18 protein-coding genes and 1 riboswitch are annotated in these 18,469 nt (G+C 24.6%); of the genes, 1 reads left to right on the top strand and 17 read right to left on the bottom strand.

Going from position 1 to position 18,469, the window contains the following annotated elements; genetic code table 11:
* The 4 genes from AC4FQ1_RS11435 to AC4FQ1_RS11420 all read right to left on the bottom strand — a co-directional run bounded on the left by AC4FQ1_RS11435 (position 1) and on the right by AC4FQ1_RS11420 (position 5,044).
* Positions 1–1,080 (bottom strand): ABC transporter permease, encoded by a 1,080-nt coding sequence (locus AC4FQ1_RS11435; protein WP_303128082.1) that lies wholly within the window; start codon positions 1,078–1,080, stop codon positions 1–3.
* Positions 1,070–2,599: an ABC transporter ATP-binding protein gene (locus AC4FQ1_RS11430; RefSeq protein ID WP_491169721.1), complete on the bottom strand. Its 1,530-nt coding sequence runs from the start codon at positions 2,597–2,599 to the stop codon at positions 1,070–1,072. The genes AC4FQ1_RS11435 and AC4FQ1_RS11430 overlap by 11 nt, the downstream gene beginning before the upstream one ends.
* A gap of 72 nt (positions 2,600–2,671) precedes the next feature.
* Entirely contained in the window at positions 2,672–3,790 is a 1,119-nt protein-coding gene (locus tag AC4FQ1_RS11425) for a BMP family lipoprotein (RefSeq protein ID WP_491169720.1), read from the bottom strand.
* A gap of 210 nt (positions 3,791–4,000) precedes the next feature.
* Positions 4,001–5,044, bottom strand: a complete 1,044-nt coding sequence (locus tag AC4FQ1_RS11420; protein ID WP_491169719.1) for a hypothetical protein — start codon at positions 5,042–5,044, stop codon at positions 4,001–4,003.
* Positions 5,045–5,169: 125 nt separating this feature from the next.
* On the opposite strand from AC4FQ1_RS11420, the gene AC4FQ1_RS11415 reads away from it, so the two are divergent.
* Positions 5,170–6,882, top strand: a complete 1,713-nt coding sequence (locus AC4FQ1_RS11415; RefSeq protein WP_491169718.1) for an FUSC family protein — start codon at positions 5,170–5,172, stop codon at positions 6,880–6,882.
* 82 nt (positions 6,883–6,964) lie between these two features.
* Here AC4FQ1_RS11415 and AC4FQ1_RS11410 read toward each other — a convergent pair whose 3' ends face one another.
* From AC4FQ1_RS11410 to AC4FQ1_RS11350, 13 genes are all read right to left on the bottom strand, one after another.
* Positions 6,965–7,408 carry a hypothetical protein gene (locus AC4FQ1_RS11410; RefSeq protein WP_491169717.1) on the bottom strand — a complete coding sequence of 148 codons (444 nt, stop codon included), beginning with the start codon at positions 7,406–7,408 and terminating at the stop codon, positions 6,965–6,967.
* A 298-nt stretch (positions 7,409–7,706) separates the two neighbouring features.
* The gene (locus tag AC4FQ1_RS11405; RefSeq protein ID WP_303128094.1) at positions 7,707–8,189 is read right to left on the bottom strand and encodes an RNA-binding protein; all 483 of its coding nucleotides are present in this window, start codon (positions 8,187–8,189) and stop codon (positions 7,707–7,709) included.
* Positions 8,190–8,303: 114 nt separating this feature from the next.
* A complete protein-coding gene (deoD, locus tag AC4FQ1_RS11400) occupies positions 8,304–9,020 on the bottom strand; it encodes a purine-nucleoside phosphorylase (RefSeq protein WP_491169716.1) in 717 nt (238 codons plus the stop codon).
* A 115-nt stretch (positions 9,021–9,135) separates the two neighbouring features.
* Positions 9,136–10,614: an amino acid permease gene (locus AC4FQ1_RS11395; RefSeq protein WP_303128098.1), complete on the bottom strand. Its 1,479-nt coding sequence runs from the start codon at positions 10,612–10,614 to the stop codon at positions 9,136–9,138.
* Positions 10,615–10,718: 104 nt separating this feature from the next.
* Positions 10,719–10,893: riboswitch (Lysine riboswitch) on the bottom strand.
* A gap of 112 nt (positions 10,894–11,005) precedes the next feature.
* On the bottom strand, positions 11,006–11,662 hold the full coding sequence (trmB, locus tag AC4FQ1_RS11390; protein ID WP_491169715.1) for a tRNA (guanosine(46)-N7)-methyltransferase TrmB: 657 nt from the start codon (positions 11,660–11,662) through the stop codon (positions 11,006–11,008).
* Between the two features lie 116 nt (positions 11,663–11,778).
* Positions 11,779–12,558 (bottom strand): putative ABC transporter permease, encoded by a 780-nt coding sequence (locus tag AC4FQ1_RS11385; protein WP_491169714.1) that lies wholly within the window; start codon positions 12,556–12,558, stop codon positions 11,779–11,781.
* 70 nt (positions 12,559–12,628) lie between these two features.
* Positions 12,629–13,426 (bottom strand): putative ABC transporter permease, encoded by a 798-nt coding sequence (locus AC4FQ1_RS11380; protein WP_303128110.1) that lies wholly within the window; start codon positions 13,424–13,426, stop codon positions 12,629–12,631.
* Positions 13,427–13,641: 215 nt separating this feature from the next.
* Positions 13,642–14,490, bottom strand: a complete 849-nt coding sequence (locus AC4FQ1_RS11375) for a DegV family protein (protein ID WP_491169713.1) — start codon at positions 14,488–14,490, stop codon at positions 13,642–13,644.
* A gap of 130 nt (positions 14,491–14,620) precedes the next feature.
* On the bottom strand, positions 14,621–15,802 hold the full coding sequence (locus AC4FQ1_RS11370; RefSeq protein ID WP_303128118.1) for a hypothetical protein: 1,182 nt from the start codon (positions 15,800–15,802) through the stop codon (positions 14,621–14,623).
* A 47-nt stretch (positions 15,803–15,849) separates the two neighbouring features.
* Positions 15,850–16,497 (bottom strand): type II secretion system protein, encoded by a 648-nt coding sequence (locus tag AC4FQ1_RS11365; RefSeq protein WP_491169712.1) that lies wholly within the window; start codon positions 16,495–16,497, stop codon positions 15,850–15,852.
* 23 nt (positions 16,498–16,520) lie between these two features.
* Positions 16,521–17,126 (bottom strand): type IV pilus modification PilV family protein, encoded by a 606-nt coding sequence (locus AC4FQ1_RS11360; protein WP_491169711.1) that lies wholly within the window; start codon positions 17,124–17,126, stop codon positions 16,521–16,523.
* Positions 17,080–17,826: a hypothetical protein gene (locus AC4FQ1_RS11355; protein WP_491147469.1), complete on the bottom strand. Its 747-nt coding sequence runs from the start codon at positions 17,824–17,826 to the stop codon at positions 17,080–17,082. Before AC4FQ1_RS11355 ends, AC4FQ1_RS11360 begins: the two co-directional genes overlap by 47 nt.
* The gene (locus tag AC4FQ1_RS11350; protein ID WP_491169710.1) at positions 17,813–18,469 is read right to left on the bottom strand and encodes a PilN domain-containing protein; all 657 of its coding nucleotides are present in this window, start codon (positions 18,467–18,469) and stop codon (positions 17,813–17,815) included. Before AC4FQ1_RS11350 ends, AC4FQ1_RS11355 begins: the two co-directional genes overlap by 14 nt.

Here is an 18,469-nt window from a genome sequence, read left to right as displayed (position 1 = left end):
TTATTTCACCTTCCCTTCTTTTGCATTATTCTCTAATTCTTTGTCTCTTCTTTTTATCTTCAATTTATTTATAAATCTTTCTATTACTATACTAGTTGCAGCAAAATATATTATTGTAGCCATTATAGTATCAGCAATTTCTGGTGGAATTTCTGTCATAGCACTCATAAATCCACTACCTGTATATAAAATACCAAAGAATAATGCAGCAAAAAGTACTCCTATTGGTGTATTTGCTCCAAGAAGTGATACAGCAATGCCATCAAAGCCTTGTGTTGGAAGAACACCTACTTGAATAATATTTGAATTTCCTGCATATTCAATAACTCCAGCAAGTCCTGAAAGTCCTCCTGCTATCATCATTGAAAGTATAATATTTTTATTTACTGGTATACCTGCATATTCTGCACCAAATCTATTAAATCCAACAGCTTTAAGTTCATAACCTAATGTTGTTTTATTTAATATAAACCAAATAATTACTATAGCAAAAAGAGCTAAAATTATTCCTAAATTTATATATGACCCATCAAATATATCTGAAAGCCATTTTAATTTAAGAGTTGCCCCTTCTGAAAGTGGTCTTGATTCTGTTTCATATTGTCCCTTCATCATATTTGGTACCATGTAATAAACAAACCAGTATATAGTCCAGTTCATCATTATAGTTGAAACAACTTCATGAACATTAAACTTTGATTTTAATATACCAGGAATTATAGCAGCTGCCATTCCTCCTAATATACCTACTAATATCATTAAAGGTAAAAGCACAATTCTTGGAGCATCTACTGTAAGTCCAATAAAAGTAGCACAAAATCCTCCAAATAGCATTTGCCCAGCTGCACCTATATTAAAAAGACCTGTTCTAAAAGCAAAAGCAACAGATAGTCCTGTAAGTATTAATGGTGTAGCTGTTGCTATAGTATTACCAATTCTTTCTACACTCTTAAGTCCGCCTTGAAAAAGATATGAAAATCCTTCTATTGGATTATGATTAAGAGCTAGCATTAAAAGTGAACCTGTTATAAGTCCTAATATTATAGCTAATATGGATACTATACCTTTATTAGTTTTCATCTTGTGACCCTCCTTTAATTCCAGCCATCATTAATCCAATTTCATTTTCATTAGTTTCATCTGAATTTACAATTCCTATAAGCTCTCCACCATTTATTACTGCAATTCTATCAGAAACATTTAGTACTTCATCAAGTTCTAATGATATAAGAAGTACTGCTTTTCCTTTATCTCTCTGTTCAACTAATCTTTTATGAATATATTCAATTGAACCAACATCAAGTCCTCTAGTTGGTTGCACTGCTATTAAAAGATCTGGGTTCAGTTCAACCTCACGTCCTATAATAGCTTTTTGCTGATTACCACCTGATAATGTTCTAGCCTTTGATATAGGACCTTCACCTGATCTTACATCAAATTCATTAAGTATTTTTTCTGCATATTTTCTAATTGCAGACTTATTAAGTATTCCTCTCTTTGAAAATGGTTCTTTATTATATACTTCAATAATCATATTTTCTTCTAGCGTATAATCAAGTATTAAACCTCTTTTATGTCTATCTTCTGGTATATGTGCTATTCCTTTATCTATTCTCTTTTTTGTTTTCTCATTCGTTATATCTTCATTCTTGTATATAACTTTTCCACTCTCTACTTTTCTAAGACCTGTTATAGCTTCAACTAGCTCATTTTGACCATTTCCTTCAACACCAGCAATGCTAACTATTTCTCCACTTCTAATTGATAACGAAAAGTTTTTAAGTCCAAGAACTTTTTTATTATTTTTTACTGATATATCATCTATTTTTAATACCTCTTCTTTAGGCTCACTTTTTTTCTTATCAACTTTAAAAGAAACCTCTCTACCAACCATCATTTTAGCCATTTCTGCCTCAGATGTTTTTTTAGTATCAACTGTTCCTATATATTTACCCCTTCTTATTACTGTACATTTATCTGATACAGCTTTTATTTCTTTTAATTTATGCGTTATTAATATTATAGATTTTCCTTCTTTTATAAGATTCTTAATTATTTTCATTAAATCTTCTATTTCTTGTGGTGTTAATACAGCTGTTGGCTCATCAAATATTAATATATCTGCATTCTTATAAAGCATCTTTAATATTTCAACTCTTTGTTGCATACCAACAGAAATATCCTCAATTTTTGCATATGGGTCCACATTTAATCCATAGCTTTTTGAAAGTTCTTCTATTTTTTTTGCTGCTTTCTTTATATCTACTACTAATCCTTTTTTAGGCTCACATCCTAGTATTATATTTTCTGTTACCGTAAAATTTTCCACTAATTTAAAGTGTTGATGAACCATTCCTATTCCCAAATCATTTGCTTTATTTGGATTTGTTATTTTTTCTTCTTTTCCATTTATCTTAATAGTTCCTCTATCTGGCTGGTACATTCCAAAAAGCATTCCCATAAGTGTTGATTTACCAGCTCCATTTTCCCCTAATAGAGCATGAACTTCCCCTTTTTTTAACTTTAATGTTACGTTATCATTTGCAACAATACCTGGAAATTCTTTTCGAATATTAAGCATTTCTACTGCATATTCCATTTATATCCTCCCCACAAAATCTATATAGTTTAAAAGGGGCAGTTTTCCGCCCCATTCCTTAACTATAAATAATTATTCTATTAAACTACCTTGTTCTGCTGAAACTTTTATTTCACCAGATTTTATTTTGTCATAAGCTTCTTTATATGCTTTAATAGATTCTTCACTTAAATTTGGATTTTTTTCTGGTAATCCAACACCATCATTTTTAGCATCATAGATTAAAGTTTGTCCACCTGGGAATTTTCCATCTAATTCAGCTTTAATCATATCAAAAGTTGATTTTTTAATATTTTTTGTAGCTGAAGTTAAAATAACTGATTTTTCATTTCCATCTTTATCTTTATATAAACCTTCTGAATATTGATCAACATCAACACCTATAACCCAAGCTTTTTCTCCCTTTTGAGCTCTAGCTTTAGCTTCTGTTATAGCACCAACACCAGTACCTCCTGCTGCTGTAAATATTACATCAACACCGTTATCATACATTTTTGCTGCAATTTGTTGTCCTGCTGATGAAGTATTGAATGTTCCTTCATATACTACATTACTCTTATCAATTTTTATTTTTGTTCCTAAATTTTCATTAGCGTATTTAACACCTTGTTGGAATCCCCAATTAAATTTTTGAACTGCTGGTATTTTCATTCCACCAATGAATCCAAAATTTGCTTCTTTCATTTGAACTGCTGATGCAACTCCTGCTAAGAAACCTGACTCATGTTCAGCAAAAAAGATTGATACTGTATTTGGTTTAACTACTGGTTTGGCATCCTTTTCACCACTATGTGGATTACCATCTAAAATTACAAACTTAGCATCTTCATATTTATCTTGTGCCTCAAAAATAGCAGTTTCAAACTTAAATCCTGGTGTAACTATAAATTTATTTCCTGCTTCATAATGATTACTTATTTCCTTTAAATAATCAGCTGGCTTTTCACCACCTGGTTGTAAATATTTTTTTGAAACTCCAAGCTCTTCTTCAGCTTGTACTATTCCTTCCCAAGTTCCTTGGTTAAATGATTTGTCATCAATTGTACCTGAATCTGTAACCATACCTACTTTTAAATTTGCTTTTTTATCAGATGCTCCACCTGATTTTTCTGAATCTCCACTATTTCCACATGCTACTAATCCCATCGCCATAACTAATGAAAGTGCAAGTGCTAAAAATTTTCTTTTCATTAATTCCCCTCCTAAAAATACGTAAATTTTTTTTGAAATAAATTTTACACCCCAATTATATAATAGTTTGTATTATAATCTCAATATTTTTATGAATATTTGTTTAAAAAAATTTTATATTTTGTTCAAATTTGTATTTTAATGTCGATTCATTAATTTCTTCTTTAAAATTTAATTAATTATATAATAAAAATAAAAGAGACTATTTATTTAGTCCCTTTTTATTCCATTAACTTCTTCTCTTATTAAAGTATAATAAGCTTCTAATGAAGAAATTAATTTATTTAATCTATCAAATTCATATTCTAAATCTTTAATATAATATTTTTCATCTTCTTTTTTACAGTCTTGATTTTCTATTTTTTCTTTTAAATATTTTATTATTATTTCAATTTTACCTAAATTAACTTTAGCTTCTTCTAAATCATTTTCATATTTAATTATAACTTTGTATATCTCCTCTAATTTATAAATAATTTCTTTATATTTATTTCCTGGTATCACTTTATTATTATTATTATTATTATTATTTACTAATGTAATCTCCTTATTACTTTCATTATTAGTAGGCTCTTTATTTTTATCTTTGTTATTTTCTTCATCAAAGATACAATCTAAAACTTTTACTGTACTATCAATTTGTTCTTTTGGGGTTTTCTTATTAAAAATATAAGATATTGCAGATACTATAACTCCTATGAAACAACTAACTATTTGTAAAAAGTTTTTTTGATTTTCACTACTATTTAATATTAAATTATTACTTTCATTTAAAGCTTTATCTACTCCTGAAATTGCAACAGTTAAATTTTTTAATATATTAATTTGAAGATCATTAAGTTCTAAAATAGCTTTTTCTTGCTCTTTCGTTATAACTCCATTACTTTCCTTAAGACTTAATTCATAAGATAAATTTTTATATTTTTCAACAGATTTCTTTAACTCAATCTTTGCATTAATATCTATCTTACCATTGTTATATAAATTATCTAGCTTTGTATTAACTGTTATTATTTCATCCTCAAATTTATATTTATATTCATCTTTACCAGTAGCAATCCAAAGTTTTTCTGAATGCGCCATTTTAATAACTTCATCTTTTAAATCATTTAATATTTTTATGTCATTTTTCATTTCATTATTTTCATTTATTTTATTATTTAAGGAATCATAAAAAAAGTAAATTAAACTATTAAATATTAGAACTAGTATAACTGTTATAATTACTACTAATTTTCTTTTTTTATTAATCATATTAACCTTCCCCCATTAAATTTATATTATTATATGAGTTTCATTTAACTTATGTTAATAAACTTTTATAATATAAATTTTTCTCTTGTATATACTATTTTTATATTAAACTGGAGGTTTTGTTTATGTTTAAGTCATTATTTGCAAAATTAAATTTAAATACAAAATCAATGATTAAATATGGGTCTATTGCTAATTTAACATTATTTTCTATTGCAATTCTTTTTGGTGTAGAAAATATTATGTTAATATTCCCAATAACATTAATATCAATAGCCTTATCTTTTGAAAACTTAACTGTAAAACCTTTAACTAAAATTATTAGATTATTGTTTTCTATTACAATAATAGTAACTATATCAACTATAGCTTCTATTTTTTCTCACATTGGAATTATAATAAATTTCATTGCAATATTTTCTATTGCATATTTTTTAACAGTGCGATATAATCCCAAAATATATAAACCTTTTATGATGATATATATTTTTGCTCAAGCATCATCAATTCACTCATTTAATGAGTATTTTATAAAAATATTAACTATATTTTTAGGAGTTTTTATAGCAATTTCTTTCTCACTAATTACTTCTTTATTATTTAAGAAAAATATTTTAAAGGATATTATTTATCATCCTTTTATGCTTTTAAGTGAACAATTAAATAATTTAAGTAAAAATAAATTTGATAATACTATTTATTTAAACTTTTCTAAAGAAATGAGAAGTTTAAGTTATACTATTTATAAAACAAGATACAAAAAATTTTTAACTACTAATATTGGAAAACTTTATTTTAATATGTATTTAATACTTGGAAAACTTAATATACTTTTGAAAGATTATTATAAAAATTCTAATAATGTTACTTTAGAAGATAGATTATTTTTTAAAGAATTAAAAGTCTTATTAGATTCTTTTTTAAAATCTATAGACAATAAAGATTCATTTTATTTGTGCATACAAACATTAAATAAGTTTATAGTAAAATATGAATACAAAAACATTTATAATAACATACTATCTACACTAAAAACATTAAATTTAACTTTAATTAAACTCTTTAACATAAACTTTAAAGAAAGAAATAATATATATAAAGAATGGGAAAGATCTGATTTAGATAAATTTAAAACATATCTTAAATCTAATTTTAAATTGGGCTCAATAAGATTTAATTTTGCCCTTAGAATATCAATTTGTTTAACTCTTACTTTATATATAGGCAATATGTATTCAATTTATAAATTTATTTGGGTATCAATTACTATAATGTCAGTTATGCAACCATATTATGAAGAAACAATATCAAAAGGTAAAGAAAGGCTTATAGGAAACTTTTTTGGAATATCAATTATAATAATACTTTTGACTATTTTTAATAACAATATTATTACAATAATAACTTTAATCGTATGTCTATACTTAACATACGGATTTAAAGAATATTATAAATTATCAACATTTACTGCTATTTGTTCAATATGTGTTTCATCATTAAATACAAATCTTAATGTTATAACAATAAACAGAATTATATTTATATTGTTTGGAATATTAATAGTTCTTATTGCTAATAAATTTTTATTTCCTTACAAGCTTGAAGATGGAATAAAACAATTATTAACTAAACTACTAAATTATCACTATATATTATCAAAATCTTATATGGATAAAAATTTAAATATAACTGTTGATATAATATTACTTTCTTCATTAACATTAAACAAACTATTTATTAGAAATATTGAGTTTAAAAATGAAGAAATAACTAGATTAATAGAATATACAAATAAAAGCATAATTTTAAATGGTTATGACTTTTTGTTTTTAAAATAACTTATATATAATTAAAACTTTTGCCTTAATTAAATAATACTTTTAATATAAAAAAACGGAGCATAAAACGCTCCGTTAAAACTTACTCTTCTATTTTATTACCTTTTTTATTTAAATTTCTAATCCACTTTTCAGCAATTTTTTCTTCATGTTTTTTAAAATGCTCATATTTTTTAACTTCTTTTAATGCATGTTTTAATTTTTTATCTAATTCTTTTTCGTTTAAATCATAATCTCTGTAAGCTGAATAAATCTCCCTTAAAGCTTTCATTCCAGCTTTTTTATCTTTTTCTCCCTTTAAATTATCTAAAAGTTTCTTTAACTCTTTCTTTTTACTTGATAATTCTAAATTTTTCCCTTCTTCTGCAATAGCTAATAACATTTCTAACTTTTCCTTAGTATGCTTAATAGTTACATCTTCAAATGTATCTTCTATACCAAATTCTTTTAAGAACTTTTCAAAATCTTTTAAATTATCTTCTCCTGATAATATTTCTTCAATTTCTATATCTGTAATTTCTATCATGATATAGCCTCCCTTATCTATACTAAGATAAATACTAAAAGATTTAATTAAAAAAATATCCTTTTAAATACTTAGTAATTATCTCAAATTACTATATATTTTACTCTTATTAAAATATATAAATGTGATTTGAATCACATTTTTCTTTAATGTTAATTAAATTATGTAACATTAAATATTAAATTTTTAAACAAATATCTACTTCTTTAAATCTCTATGTATTTTTAAAATAAATATCTATAAATATTAAAATTAGCCCTCATTACTTTTAAAGATAAAAGAGCTAATTTTATATGAACTATCTTCTATTTCTTCTATTAGAATTTTTATTATTCATATTATAATTATTTGAAGAATTATTCATGTTATTCATAAACATTTCCATCATATTTCTAATTTGTTCTTCATTTATATTATTAAAATTTCCCATACCATTCATATTAGGCATGTTATTTCTACCTAAATTTCCTCTATTATTTCTGTTATTTTGATTTCTCATATTACCCATATTGTTCATATTAGGCATACCATTCATATTTCCCATTCCATTCATTAACATACTCATTAATGGATTTTGACCTTGCATATTCATTCCATTTCCCATTTGTTGCATTCCATTAATTAATTGATTCATCATAGGATTCATTCCCATAGGTCCACCCATTTGTCTACCCATTGGATTTCCACCCATTCCTCCAAATAACATATTTAATAATGGATTTCCTCCAAAGCCTCCCATCTGATTACCCATTCCAAATAACATATTTAACAATGGATTCATATAAAATTCACCTTTCTAATATTACTTCTCATTACATTATATTTTATATATATAAAAGTGACACAAAAAAGCTTATACCATATTGGTATAAGCTTTTTAATAAACAAATTATAATTATGCTAATTCTAATGCTATTTTCATCATTTCTGTAAATGAAGTTTGTCTTTCTTCTGCTGTTGTTACTTCACCAGTGAAAGGACAATCTGAAATAGTTAATATACATAAAGCATTAACTCCAGCTCTTGCTGCATTCATATAAAGACCAGCTGATTCCATCTCTACTGCTAGAACGCCCATCTTTTGCCACTTTCTTAATCCTTCTAATCCTTCATCACCATAGAAAACATCACTTGATAATATATTTCCTACTTTAACATCAATATTTAAATTTCTTGCAGTATTAACTGCTTTTTCAACTAATTCATAACTTGCAGTTGGTGCAAATGTTCCTGGTAAGTTGTATTGACTTGCATAATTTGAATCAGTACATGATCCTATTCCAACTACTATATCACGAGTTTTTAAATCTTCATTTATAGCTCCTGCTGAACCTATTCTTATAAGATTTTTAACTCCATAGAAATGTATTAATTCATAACTATAAATTCCTATTGAAGGAATTCCCATTCCAGTTCCTTGAACTGAAATTCTTTTTCCTTTATATGTTCCAGTATATCCAAACATTCCTCTTACTGTATTATATTGAACAGGGTTTTCTAAGAAAGTTTCTGCTATATATTTAGCTCTTAGTGGATCCCCTGGTAAAAGCACTGTTTCTGCTATATCTCCTAATTTTGCTCCATTATGTGGTGTTGGTACATTTTGTGTCATAAACCATTCCTCCTTTTGCTTTTAAAAATATTATATCATATAATAGCATTTTTTGAAAACCTTTTCCTTATTTTTTTCTTAAAATTTTATTTAATATAAAATATTTCTATAAATTTTAACTTTCTTCAAGAACTAAATCAATGCTATTTTCAGTTACTTCTTTATTATTTATAATATTTCTTTCTAAATCCACATCTTCTAATTTAACTAATTTTGTTTTATATTTAATTTTATATGAAATCCATAAAATTAAAAATAATGGTATTCCTATATAAGATGATATTAACCCCATCCATTCTATTCCTTCTGGTTTAATGTATACAAAACCTTGTCCAATAACAACTACTGCACAAAGTACTAATGCTATTATCGGTCCAATTGGAAATATACTTGCTTTATAAGGTAACTTATTTATATTTTTTCCTTGTTTTACATATGCTTTTCTAAATCTATAATGACATAATGCTATACCAAGCCAAGCTATAAAGCCTGCAAGTCCTGATGCAGCAACAAGCCAAACATAAACTGTACTTTCTGCATAAAATCCTGTTAAAAAACATGCTGATGCTATTATTGTAGTTAAAATAACAGAGTTAACAGGAACCCCTTTTTTGTTAACTTTTGAAAAAACCTTTGGTGCCATATTTTCTTTAGCCATTGAATAAAGCATTCTACTTGATGCATACATTCCTGAATTACCAGCTGACAAAACAGAAGTTAATATTACTGCATTCATTAAAGATGCCGCACCTGCTATTCCAACCTTTTCAAAAACCATAGTAAAAGGACTTGTATTTACTCCAGCTTGTACTGATGGAATTATTAACCCTATAACAATTATAGTTCCTATATAAAATATTAAAATTCTCCAAAATATTGTATGTACTGCTTTCGGTATTGTTTTTTCAGGATTTTCTGATTCTCCCGCAGCAATACCTATAAGTTCAGTTCCTTGAAATGAAAATCCAGCTATTAAAAATATCGAAAATATTGATTTAAATCCTCCAACAAAAGGTCCTCCATTTGAAAATATATTTTTAAAACCTAAACTATCACCCTTCATTATTCCAAATATCATAAGTGTACCAATTACTATAAATACAATTACTGTAATAACCTTTATACTTGCAAACCAAAACTCTGATTCACCATAAGCTTTAGATGATAATAAATTTAATCCTACTATTAAAACTAAAAAAATAATACTCCAAACTATTGCTGGAACATTTGGAAACCAATATTTCATTACAAGTGAACCTGCAACCATTTCTGTCGCTATAGTTATAGCCCAATTGTACCAATAATTCCATCCTAATGCAAAGCCTAATGCAGGATCTATAAATTTTGTAGCATACACTCCAAAGGATCCTGAAACAGGCATATAAGTAGCCATTTCCCCTAAACTTGTTATTAAAAAATATACCATTATCCCTATTAGACCATAAGCTACTATAGAACCTCCAATTCCTGCAACATGTATACTATCGCCCATTGCAAGAAATATTCCAGTTCCTATAGAACCACCTAATGCAATCATGTTTAAATGCCTTGCCTTTAATCCTCTCTTTAGCTCATTACTTTCTGTCTCATTCATGTCTATTTCCTCCTTAGCTTAGTATAAAAATAAAACCCTGAGGAAAAACTTCACTCAGGGTAAATAAGTTCATTTCAATATAATATACTAAACTAATTATGCCTTTGAATGATAGCCCTCCACAAAATAAATTTGTGACAGTCTTATACATATTCTGCACAAAACCAGCATATAATCTTAAAGCATCAATTATACACTTCGGCAAATTTTCCTTTCATATTAAATCATAGTGCTTACCTCATTAATATTACTATTAAAATTTGCGCCTCTACCTCAAAATTTAAATTTATACATTTTTCATTAGTTATTATGCACCTTATTTTTTATAATTTCAACAAATCATATTACTTATTATTACTTTATTTACAATTATTATTATTTATTAATATTTTTAATTTCTTACAGCTATTAAAAATTTTATTTTTATTCCTTCTTTTGTAAACATTTCTTCATGTTCTGTTACTACGTTTCCTTCGAAACCACTATTATGTAAATCATAAGTTATATATTTTATATCAAATCCACTTTCTTTAAAGTATTCTAAAGATTCTTCAAATAATTCATCATCATCTGTCTTAAACCAAATTTCTCCATCTTTTGAAAGAAATTTTTTGTAACTCTCTAATTGTCTAGTGTGAGTAAGTCTTCTTTTTTTATGTCTTTCTTTAGGCCAAGGGTTGCAAAAATTAATGTATATTCTATTAATTTCATCATCTTCTCCAAGCATATCATTTATTAATGCTATTTCTTGTGCCATAAGCTTAACATTATTTATTTCCATACCTTTTTCTTTAAACGCTTCTTCTATATTTCTTTTTGCAAGCACTAAAACTTCGTCTTTTATATCTATAGCTAAATAATTTATATTAGGATTTTCTGATGCATGAACAGCCATAAATGTTCCTTTTCCACATCCTAATTCTAAATATAAAGGTTGTTCTTCTTTAAATGATTTATTCCATTTTCCTTTAAGTTCTTTTGTATCTACTATAAAAAAGTCACATGCTTCAAGCTCAGGTCTAGCCCAAGGTTTTCTTCTCATTCTCATTATATGTTCACTCCATCTTTATAAAGTTTCATTCCTATTATACATAGTTTAAATACTATTAACAACAAAAATTAGGATAGAACTTTTTGTTCCATCCTAATTAAATTTCACAAAATTTATTTTTTAATAAGATTTTTAATATTATTTAATGCCTTATAATCATATAAATGCTTACTGTCTGGGAATGCATTTAATAATCTTCTATTAATTTTAGCTTCTCTTTTAAGTTCTTTTATTCTATTACTTAAATCTAATAATTTATCATATTCCTTATTAGTTCTTCTATTTTGAATTTCAATTTTTAATTTATTTATTTCACTCTCACTAAACTTTTCAAATTGAATACCTAATTTATTTAATTCAACTTTAATATCTTTAACCTTTACTAAATGTTCCTTTAAGTGTAATAAGTGTGTAACTGTAAAAATTAAATCAATAATAAATATTATAGATATAATACCTGATAACGAATAAACAATACTTGAAGAAAGTGATGTAAGAATATCTTTTATAGATGGCTGTAATACTTCTATAATAAATACTGAAAGAAGTCCAAAGAACGTGGAATTTAAAAGACATACTCTTCCATTTATATTAAACTTGTGTTTTGAATAATCCCACCATTTCATATTAAATAATTTTTCTAATATATATGAAGTTATATATTCTAATATAGATGCTAATATCATACCACCAAAAAATACAAATAAAACATTATCCTTTAATCCATCAAGTACTGATAAAACTATAATTGCTCCAAATCCATATATAGGACATACTGGTCCATAAAGAAATCCTCTATAAGTAAATTTTTTATCAATTATAAAACAGTATATAGTCTCACTTAGCCACCCTAAAAAACTATATATTGTAAAATAAAGAATTAATTCTCTCAAAAAAAGCCACCTCCAATTATATATTATTATATACCTTTAGAGATGGCTTTGATTTAATAAATTGTTAAATTTAATCTTTATTCCAATAATCTATAATACTATCTTTTAACTTTTTAAATTGCTCTCCATAACGTTTTGATTTCATATTAGGAAAAGCTTTTATTAATCTATTTTGAGTACTTGACCTTAATTGCATCTTTTTAAAATAATTATATGTATCTTCAAATTTACTTTTAATTCCCTTTATATCACTAGTCTTTTTAAGTAAATTTACAATTTTATCAAATTCTAAATCATTTAACTTATCCATTGAAATTCCAAGTCCCTTAAGCTCAATATTAATTTGAGTTATTTTTTTAAGCATTTCATTCATATCAACTAATGACGTAACTGTTGCTATTATATCAATTATAAATATTATAATAATTACGATTGCTGAAATTAATGCATATTTTGTAGGAATTAAACTTATTTTTGATATTATAAAAGGATGTAATACCTTTACTAAAAATACTGATAATACACCAAATAAAAGTGAATTCAAGACGCATATACGTCCTTTATAATTAAATTTATAATTTGAGTAATCCCACCATTTTAAATCAAATGCATTTTCTAAAATAACAGCTGTTATATATTCTATTGCTGTAGTTATTATAACTGCCATTATAAATAACAATAATATATTGTAACTAAATCTATCTAATAATCCAATAACTAATAATGATCCAAAACCATATACAGGACAGACAGGTCCATTTAGAAAGCCCCTATTTACCCAAACCCTGTCTATAGCTGCACAATATACACATTCACATATCCAACCTAGTATACTATAAACAGTAAAATATAAAATTAAATGTACCATAACCTTTAGTCAATCTCCTCCTATATTATATATTTCAAATAATTGTGTTAAATTTGTATAAATAATCTATTATAAATATACACTTTTTATTATTATAATTCAAACTAATTAATTCTATTTAAATTAATTATTAAAAATATCATAATAAATATAAATAAATTTTTATTTTGTATAATTAAATACATAAAAAAAAGGGGGAAATATTCCCCCTTAAATTATTCTTCTAATATAGCTACTCCTAAAGCTCCTGGCCCTGTATGTATTCCCATAGCAGCACCTATTTCTTCTAGTGATATATTTGTTATGTTTTTGTGTCCTTTTATATCATCAAAAAATTTTTTTGCATCTTCATCAGCATCAGCTGATAGTACCCATATTTTGCATTTTCCTTTATCTAAATAGCTATTTACAATATCTTTCATTTTTGATAAAGCTTTTTTTCTACCTCTTGCTTTTGCGTAATTATATAATTCGCCTTCATCATTTGATGATACAATAGGTTTTAAATGAAGCATTTCTCCTATAGTTCCTGCAACTTTTCCAATTCTTCCACCTTTAGTTAAAAACTCTAATGTTTGAAATGTTATGAAACCATGTGTTCTTTTTCTTATATCTTCAAGTGAATTTAATATTTCTTCAAGAGGCTTGTCTTCTTTTATCATTTTAGAAATTTCTAAAGCTATAACACCTTGAGGATATCCTAAAGTTCTTGTATCAAAAAAGTGAAAGTTTATATCATCATATTCTTCAGTAACTAATCTTATACAGTTGTATGTTCCTGATAATTTACTAGAAACAGTTACCACAATTATATCTGTAACACCTGATCCTTTTAACTCATCTATAACTTCTTCTATATTCTTTAAATCAGGAAGAGATGTTGTTGGTATTTCATCATTTTCTTTTAACCTTTTATAAAGTTCTTTTGAAGTTAATGTAATTTTATCTAAGTATTCTTTTTCTTTATATATTATTCTTAATGGTACCATTTTTATATTATTTTCTTCTAAAGTCCTTAAACTTAAATCTGAACTACTATCTGTTAATAAAGCAATCTTTCTCAATCCCATTCCTCCTCTTTTGTTATTTAAAATTTTATCATATTATTAACACTTTAGCAACATTTTAAAGAGGTTTTTGTTATTTTTTGTCTTATTTTTATATAAAAAAATAGGCTGATTAAATAAATTCAGCCTATTTTATTAATTTTTTTAAAACATTTTTAAGATTATTACTTATATCTTTAAAACTTCCTTTTAAATATATATCAGAATCTTCTATGTTTATTCCATTTTTAGATACAATGCTCATATATACATCATCATTCATAAATAAATGATTGTGCGTTCCAATTTTAACTTCATTAAACTCTACTTTTCCACTTGAGTAAATAAATAATTCATCACCTTCTAAACCATAATTACTCTCACCTATATTTTCTATATCTAAATTACCGTTACAAACTAACAAATATGAATCATGCCAATCTGCATTTAAAAAATCTCTATTTAACTTTATTAAAATAGCAGAATAATCTTTAAATTCACTCTTTGCTTCTTCTATAGATTTGAAATATTTTATTTTATATTTCTCATCCTTTTCATAACCTTCATTTATTAATACAACCTTCATTTTTCTTCCGAATATATTATGATTTTCTAATTTGTTTATTAATTCATTTAAATTACTTACACTTATATCTCCTTTTTTAAGAATTAAATTTAAACTCTTTGTTTTTTCATTTTTCTTATTTAGGTTAATTCCGTTTTTTAATAAACTTGGTAATTTAACATTATTGTCAAGTCCATAGAAATTATATGATACATTTTCAATAGAACCACTTAAATCTTCTACTGAAAATTTATGTCCACCTAAAATATTAAACATACCTATTTTTTTATTATCTAAAACATTAAAGAAATCTTTTCCTTTTAATTCCTCATCTTCTATTTTTACAATACTATTTTTACTGCTCTTTAAATTACCTAAAGTTACTGTTGCATTAATGTTAAACTCATTATTTCCCTCATTATATACTTTCACATAATATTTATAATTATCATTACTTAATCTAACATTTTTATTTACATATGATATATTTTTAAAATTATCATCACTTAATATATCTTTAATATCATTACCAGTAAAATAAGCACCTTGTCCTACCTTTATATTTTTATATTTTTGTTTATTTATTAAATAATATTCACCTATACTAAGTGCAGACATTGTAGCACCTTTTAATGCTTCATTATTATTTTCATCATTATTTAATTTGCTCGTATTAACTATATAAGAATAAGTAGCCAAACCTATTATAACTAATGCTGTTAAGGTAAGCAAAACAACTACCAATGCTGAACCTCGTTTTTTCATTTAATTCACACATCCCTATTAATAACTTATTTAATAGTTTTATTATATTAATTAATATTAACCTCAATTATTCTTTCATTTGATTTATTTACTGAAAAATTATACTCTCTTGATATACCTTTTTTTGTATATTGTAAATAAAAATAATACGTTCCTTTATTCTCATTTACATTAAATTTAGTTACATTATCACATATTTTTCTATAAGATACTATGTTTCCAATAATATTAACTGACCCATTTAAAATATTATCAGGATCTAATTTATATTCTACATCTTTTGAATTTACTTGTATCATATAAAAAGTTCTTACTCCTTCTTTTTCAAAAGAAATTAATATATTATCAATATTACTCTTTTTATTCTTAATAACTAAATATGCCTCTTTTAACTCATATCTACTATTTTTAAATTCATTATTAAACTTATTATTTTGTTTATCTAAATCTGATAAAGTCCATCCTCTTGATGTATTATCATCATAAAATAATTTTATATAATCTCTATCTTCTTTTATAGAATTCTTTATAACCTTATAAAAGTTTCTATATTCATTTTCAATATCAGCATTTATTTTTGTAGTTTCAGCTCTCTTTATTCCAGTTATATAAATTCCAAAAATAGCAATTAAAATCACACACATTATAGACATGACTGCTATTAATTCAACTAAAGTAAATCCTTTTTTCTTCATATAGAGAACCTCTTTTCTAAAGTTTATTTTTTAATAACTACTCCTTCATTTATAGGTCTTACTATTAGTTGTTCACTTAAAGATTGTACCCCTTTTGTTTTTAAATTTATTACTTCAGCATTTGGCTTCTTTTCACCACTATCGTAATAATAATATTGATACTTATTAAGTACAATTACTGATATTGTTATAAAGTATAACCCTTTATTTTCTTCTGATGAAGTTGTATCAATATAAACTATATATTTAATAGGATCATCTTCACTATTTATAGAAGTATACGTATTATTAACTGGCTTTATAATTCCATCCCGAATATCACCTGTTAACATACATTGAATAGAGTAAATATCATTTATTTCAAATTTGACCTCTTTATTTAATAAATAATCTTTAAAAAAATTGTTATTTTCATTATATAAAACATCTCTTACACCTTGTATTACAGTTGTTGCTTTTATTGAATTATTAGTTGAATTTTCACTTTTAATTGCACTCATTATAAGTCCACTCACTGCAATAAAAAGAATTATAAATATTGAAAGTGCTGCTACAACTTCAACAAGGCTTATTCCTCTTTTTTTAATTGAAATAATTTTTTTTACCGTATGTTCCTTTATTAAAATCATACTTCTCATTCTCCTTATAATTTAAATTATAATATTCTATTTGAATAGTCCCTTGAAGTATGTTATTTTCTTTTTTATTTGAATCTAACTTGTTAATTTGTAAGCTATCTATATTTATTTTTCTTTTATTTGTTTCAATCTTATTAATAAAACTTATTATATTTTCAAAACTTCCATTTACAGTTAATGTTGCACTATGTACTATTACATCATCTTTATTTAATTTTATTTCATTGTTTGAATTATCATCATTTATTAAATTAAATTCCTTTTCACTATTTGATTTATCATTTGAATTCTCTTTATCATTTAATACTGTATATTTTTTTTCAAAATTTATATTAATAATCTTTATATCTGTTACTCCAGCTATAATTGTTAAATCTTTAAGAATATCTGCTTGTTTCTCTGTTTTAGGAAGTTTTTTTAAAATTTTATTGTAATTATATGTAACATCATTTAACTTAATTCTAAGTTTATCTTGTTTAGTTATTCCATAAAGAGCATCTGATTTTTGATTATTAAGATTTAATATTTCAGCTTCTAAATTTTTATTTTTGTTATCTAAAGGTTTTATTACTAATTCTTCAATTATTAAAAAACTAAATATTAATATGCTTATAAATAAAAGTAACTTTTCTTTTCTACTTAATTCTTTTAAATGTTTTATAAACTTATATTCCCCTTTACTTTTCTTCATATGTTTTTACTCCTTCTGTTGAAATAGTAAATCTAACCTTTTTTATTACCTTTGGTTTCTTATCTTCTTTCTTTTCTACCTTCTTATCTTTATCATTATTTTTATTATTATTTTTATCATTATTAATATTTTCAACTTTATCTTTATCGTTATAATCATTAATTTCTATATCTTCAGTTGATATAAGTCTTGAATCCTTATATAATTTGCTCATTTGAAGATTTGCTAAAAATATAGTTATATCTTCATCACTATTTGCAATTCCTACCATATTTATTCCATCTTCTTTAAAAGTTATACTTTCTAAAGATACATTTTGAGGAAAGTATTTTTTTAGATTATTTAAATATTCCCATGCTGAAACATTTCTATCTATGTTTTTTACTTTGTTTATAAATGCTTCTTTATTTTTTATATCATTGGATATATTGTTATAATTACTACCTTGTTCTTTATAATTTTTAATTTCTGACTTTAAAAGTTCACTATTTCTTTCTAAAGATTTATTATTATAATATATAACTCCTGCATTTATAAATAATAAAATTATAATTATTAAATAAACAGCTATTAGTACTTTTTCTATACATTTTTTCTTATGTTTTTCTATACTTTTTGGATTAAGATTTAATTGTTTTCTCAT

The sequence above is a fragment of the Clostridium sp. TJA020 genome (assembly GCF_058310295.1).
The sequence above is the reverse complement of the archived record's forward strand: the minus strand, read 5'-3'. Positions and strand labels throughout refer to the sequence as shown.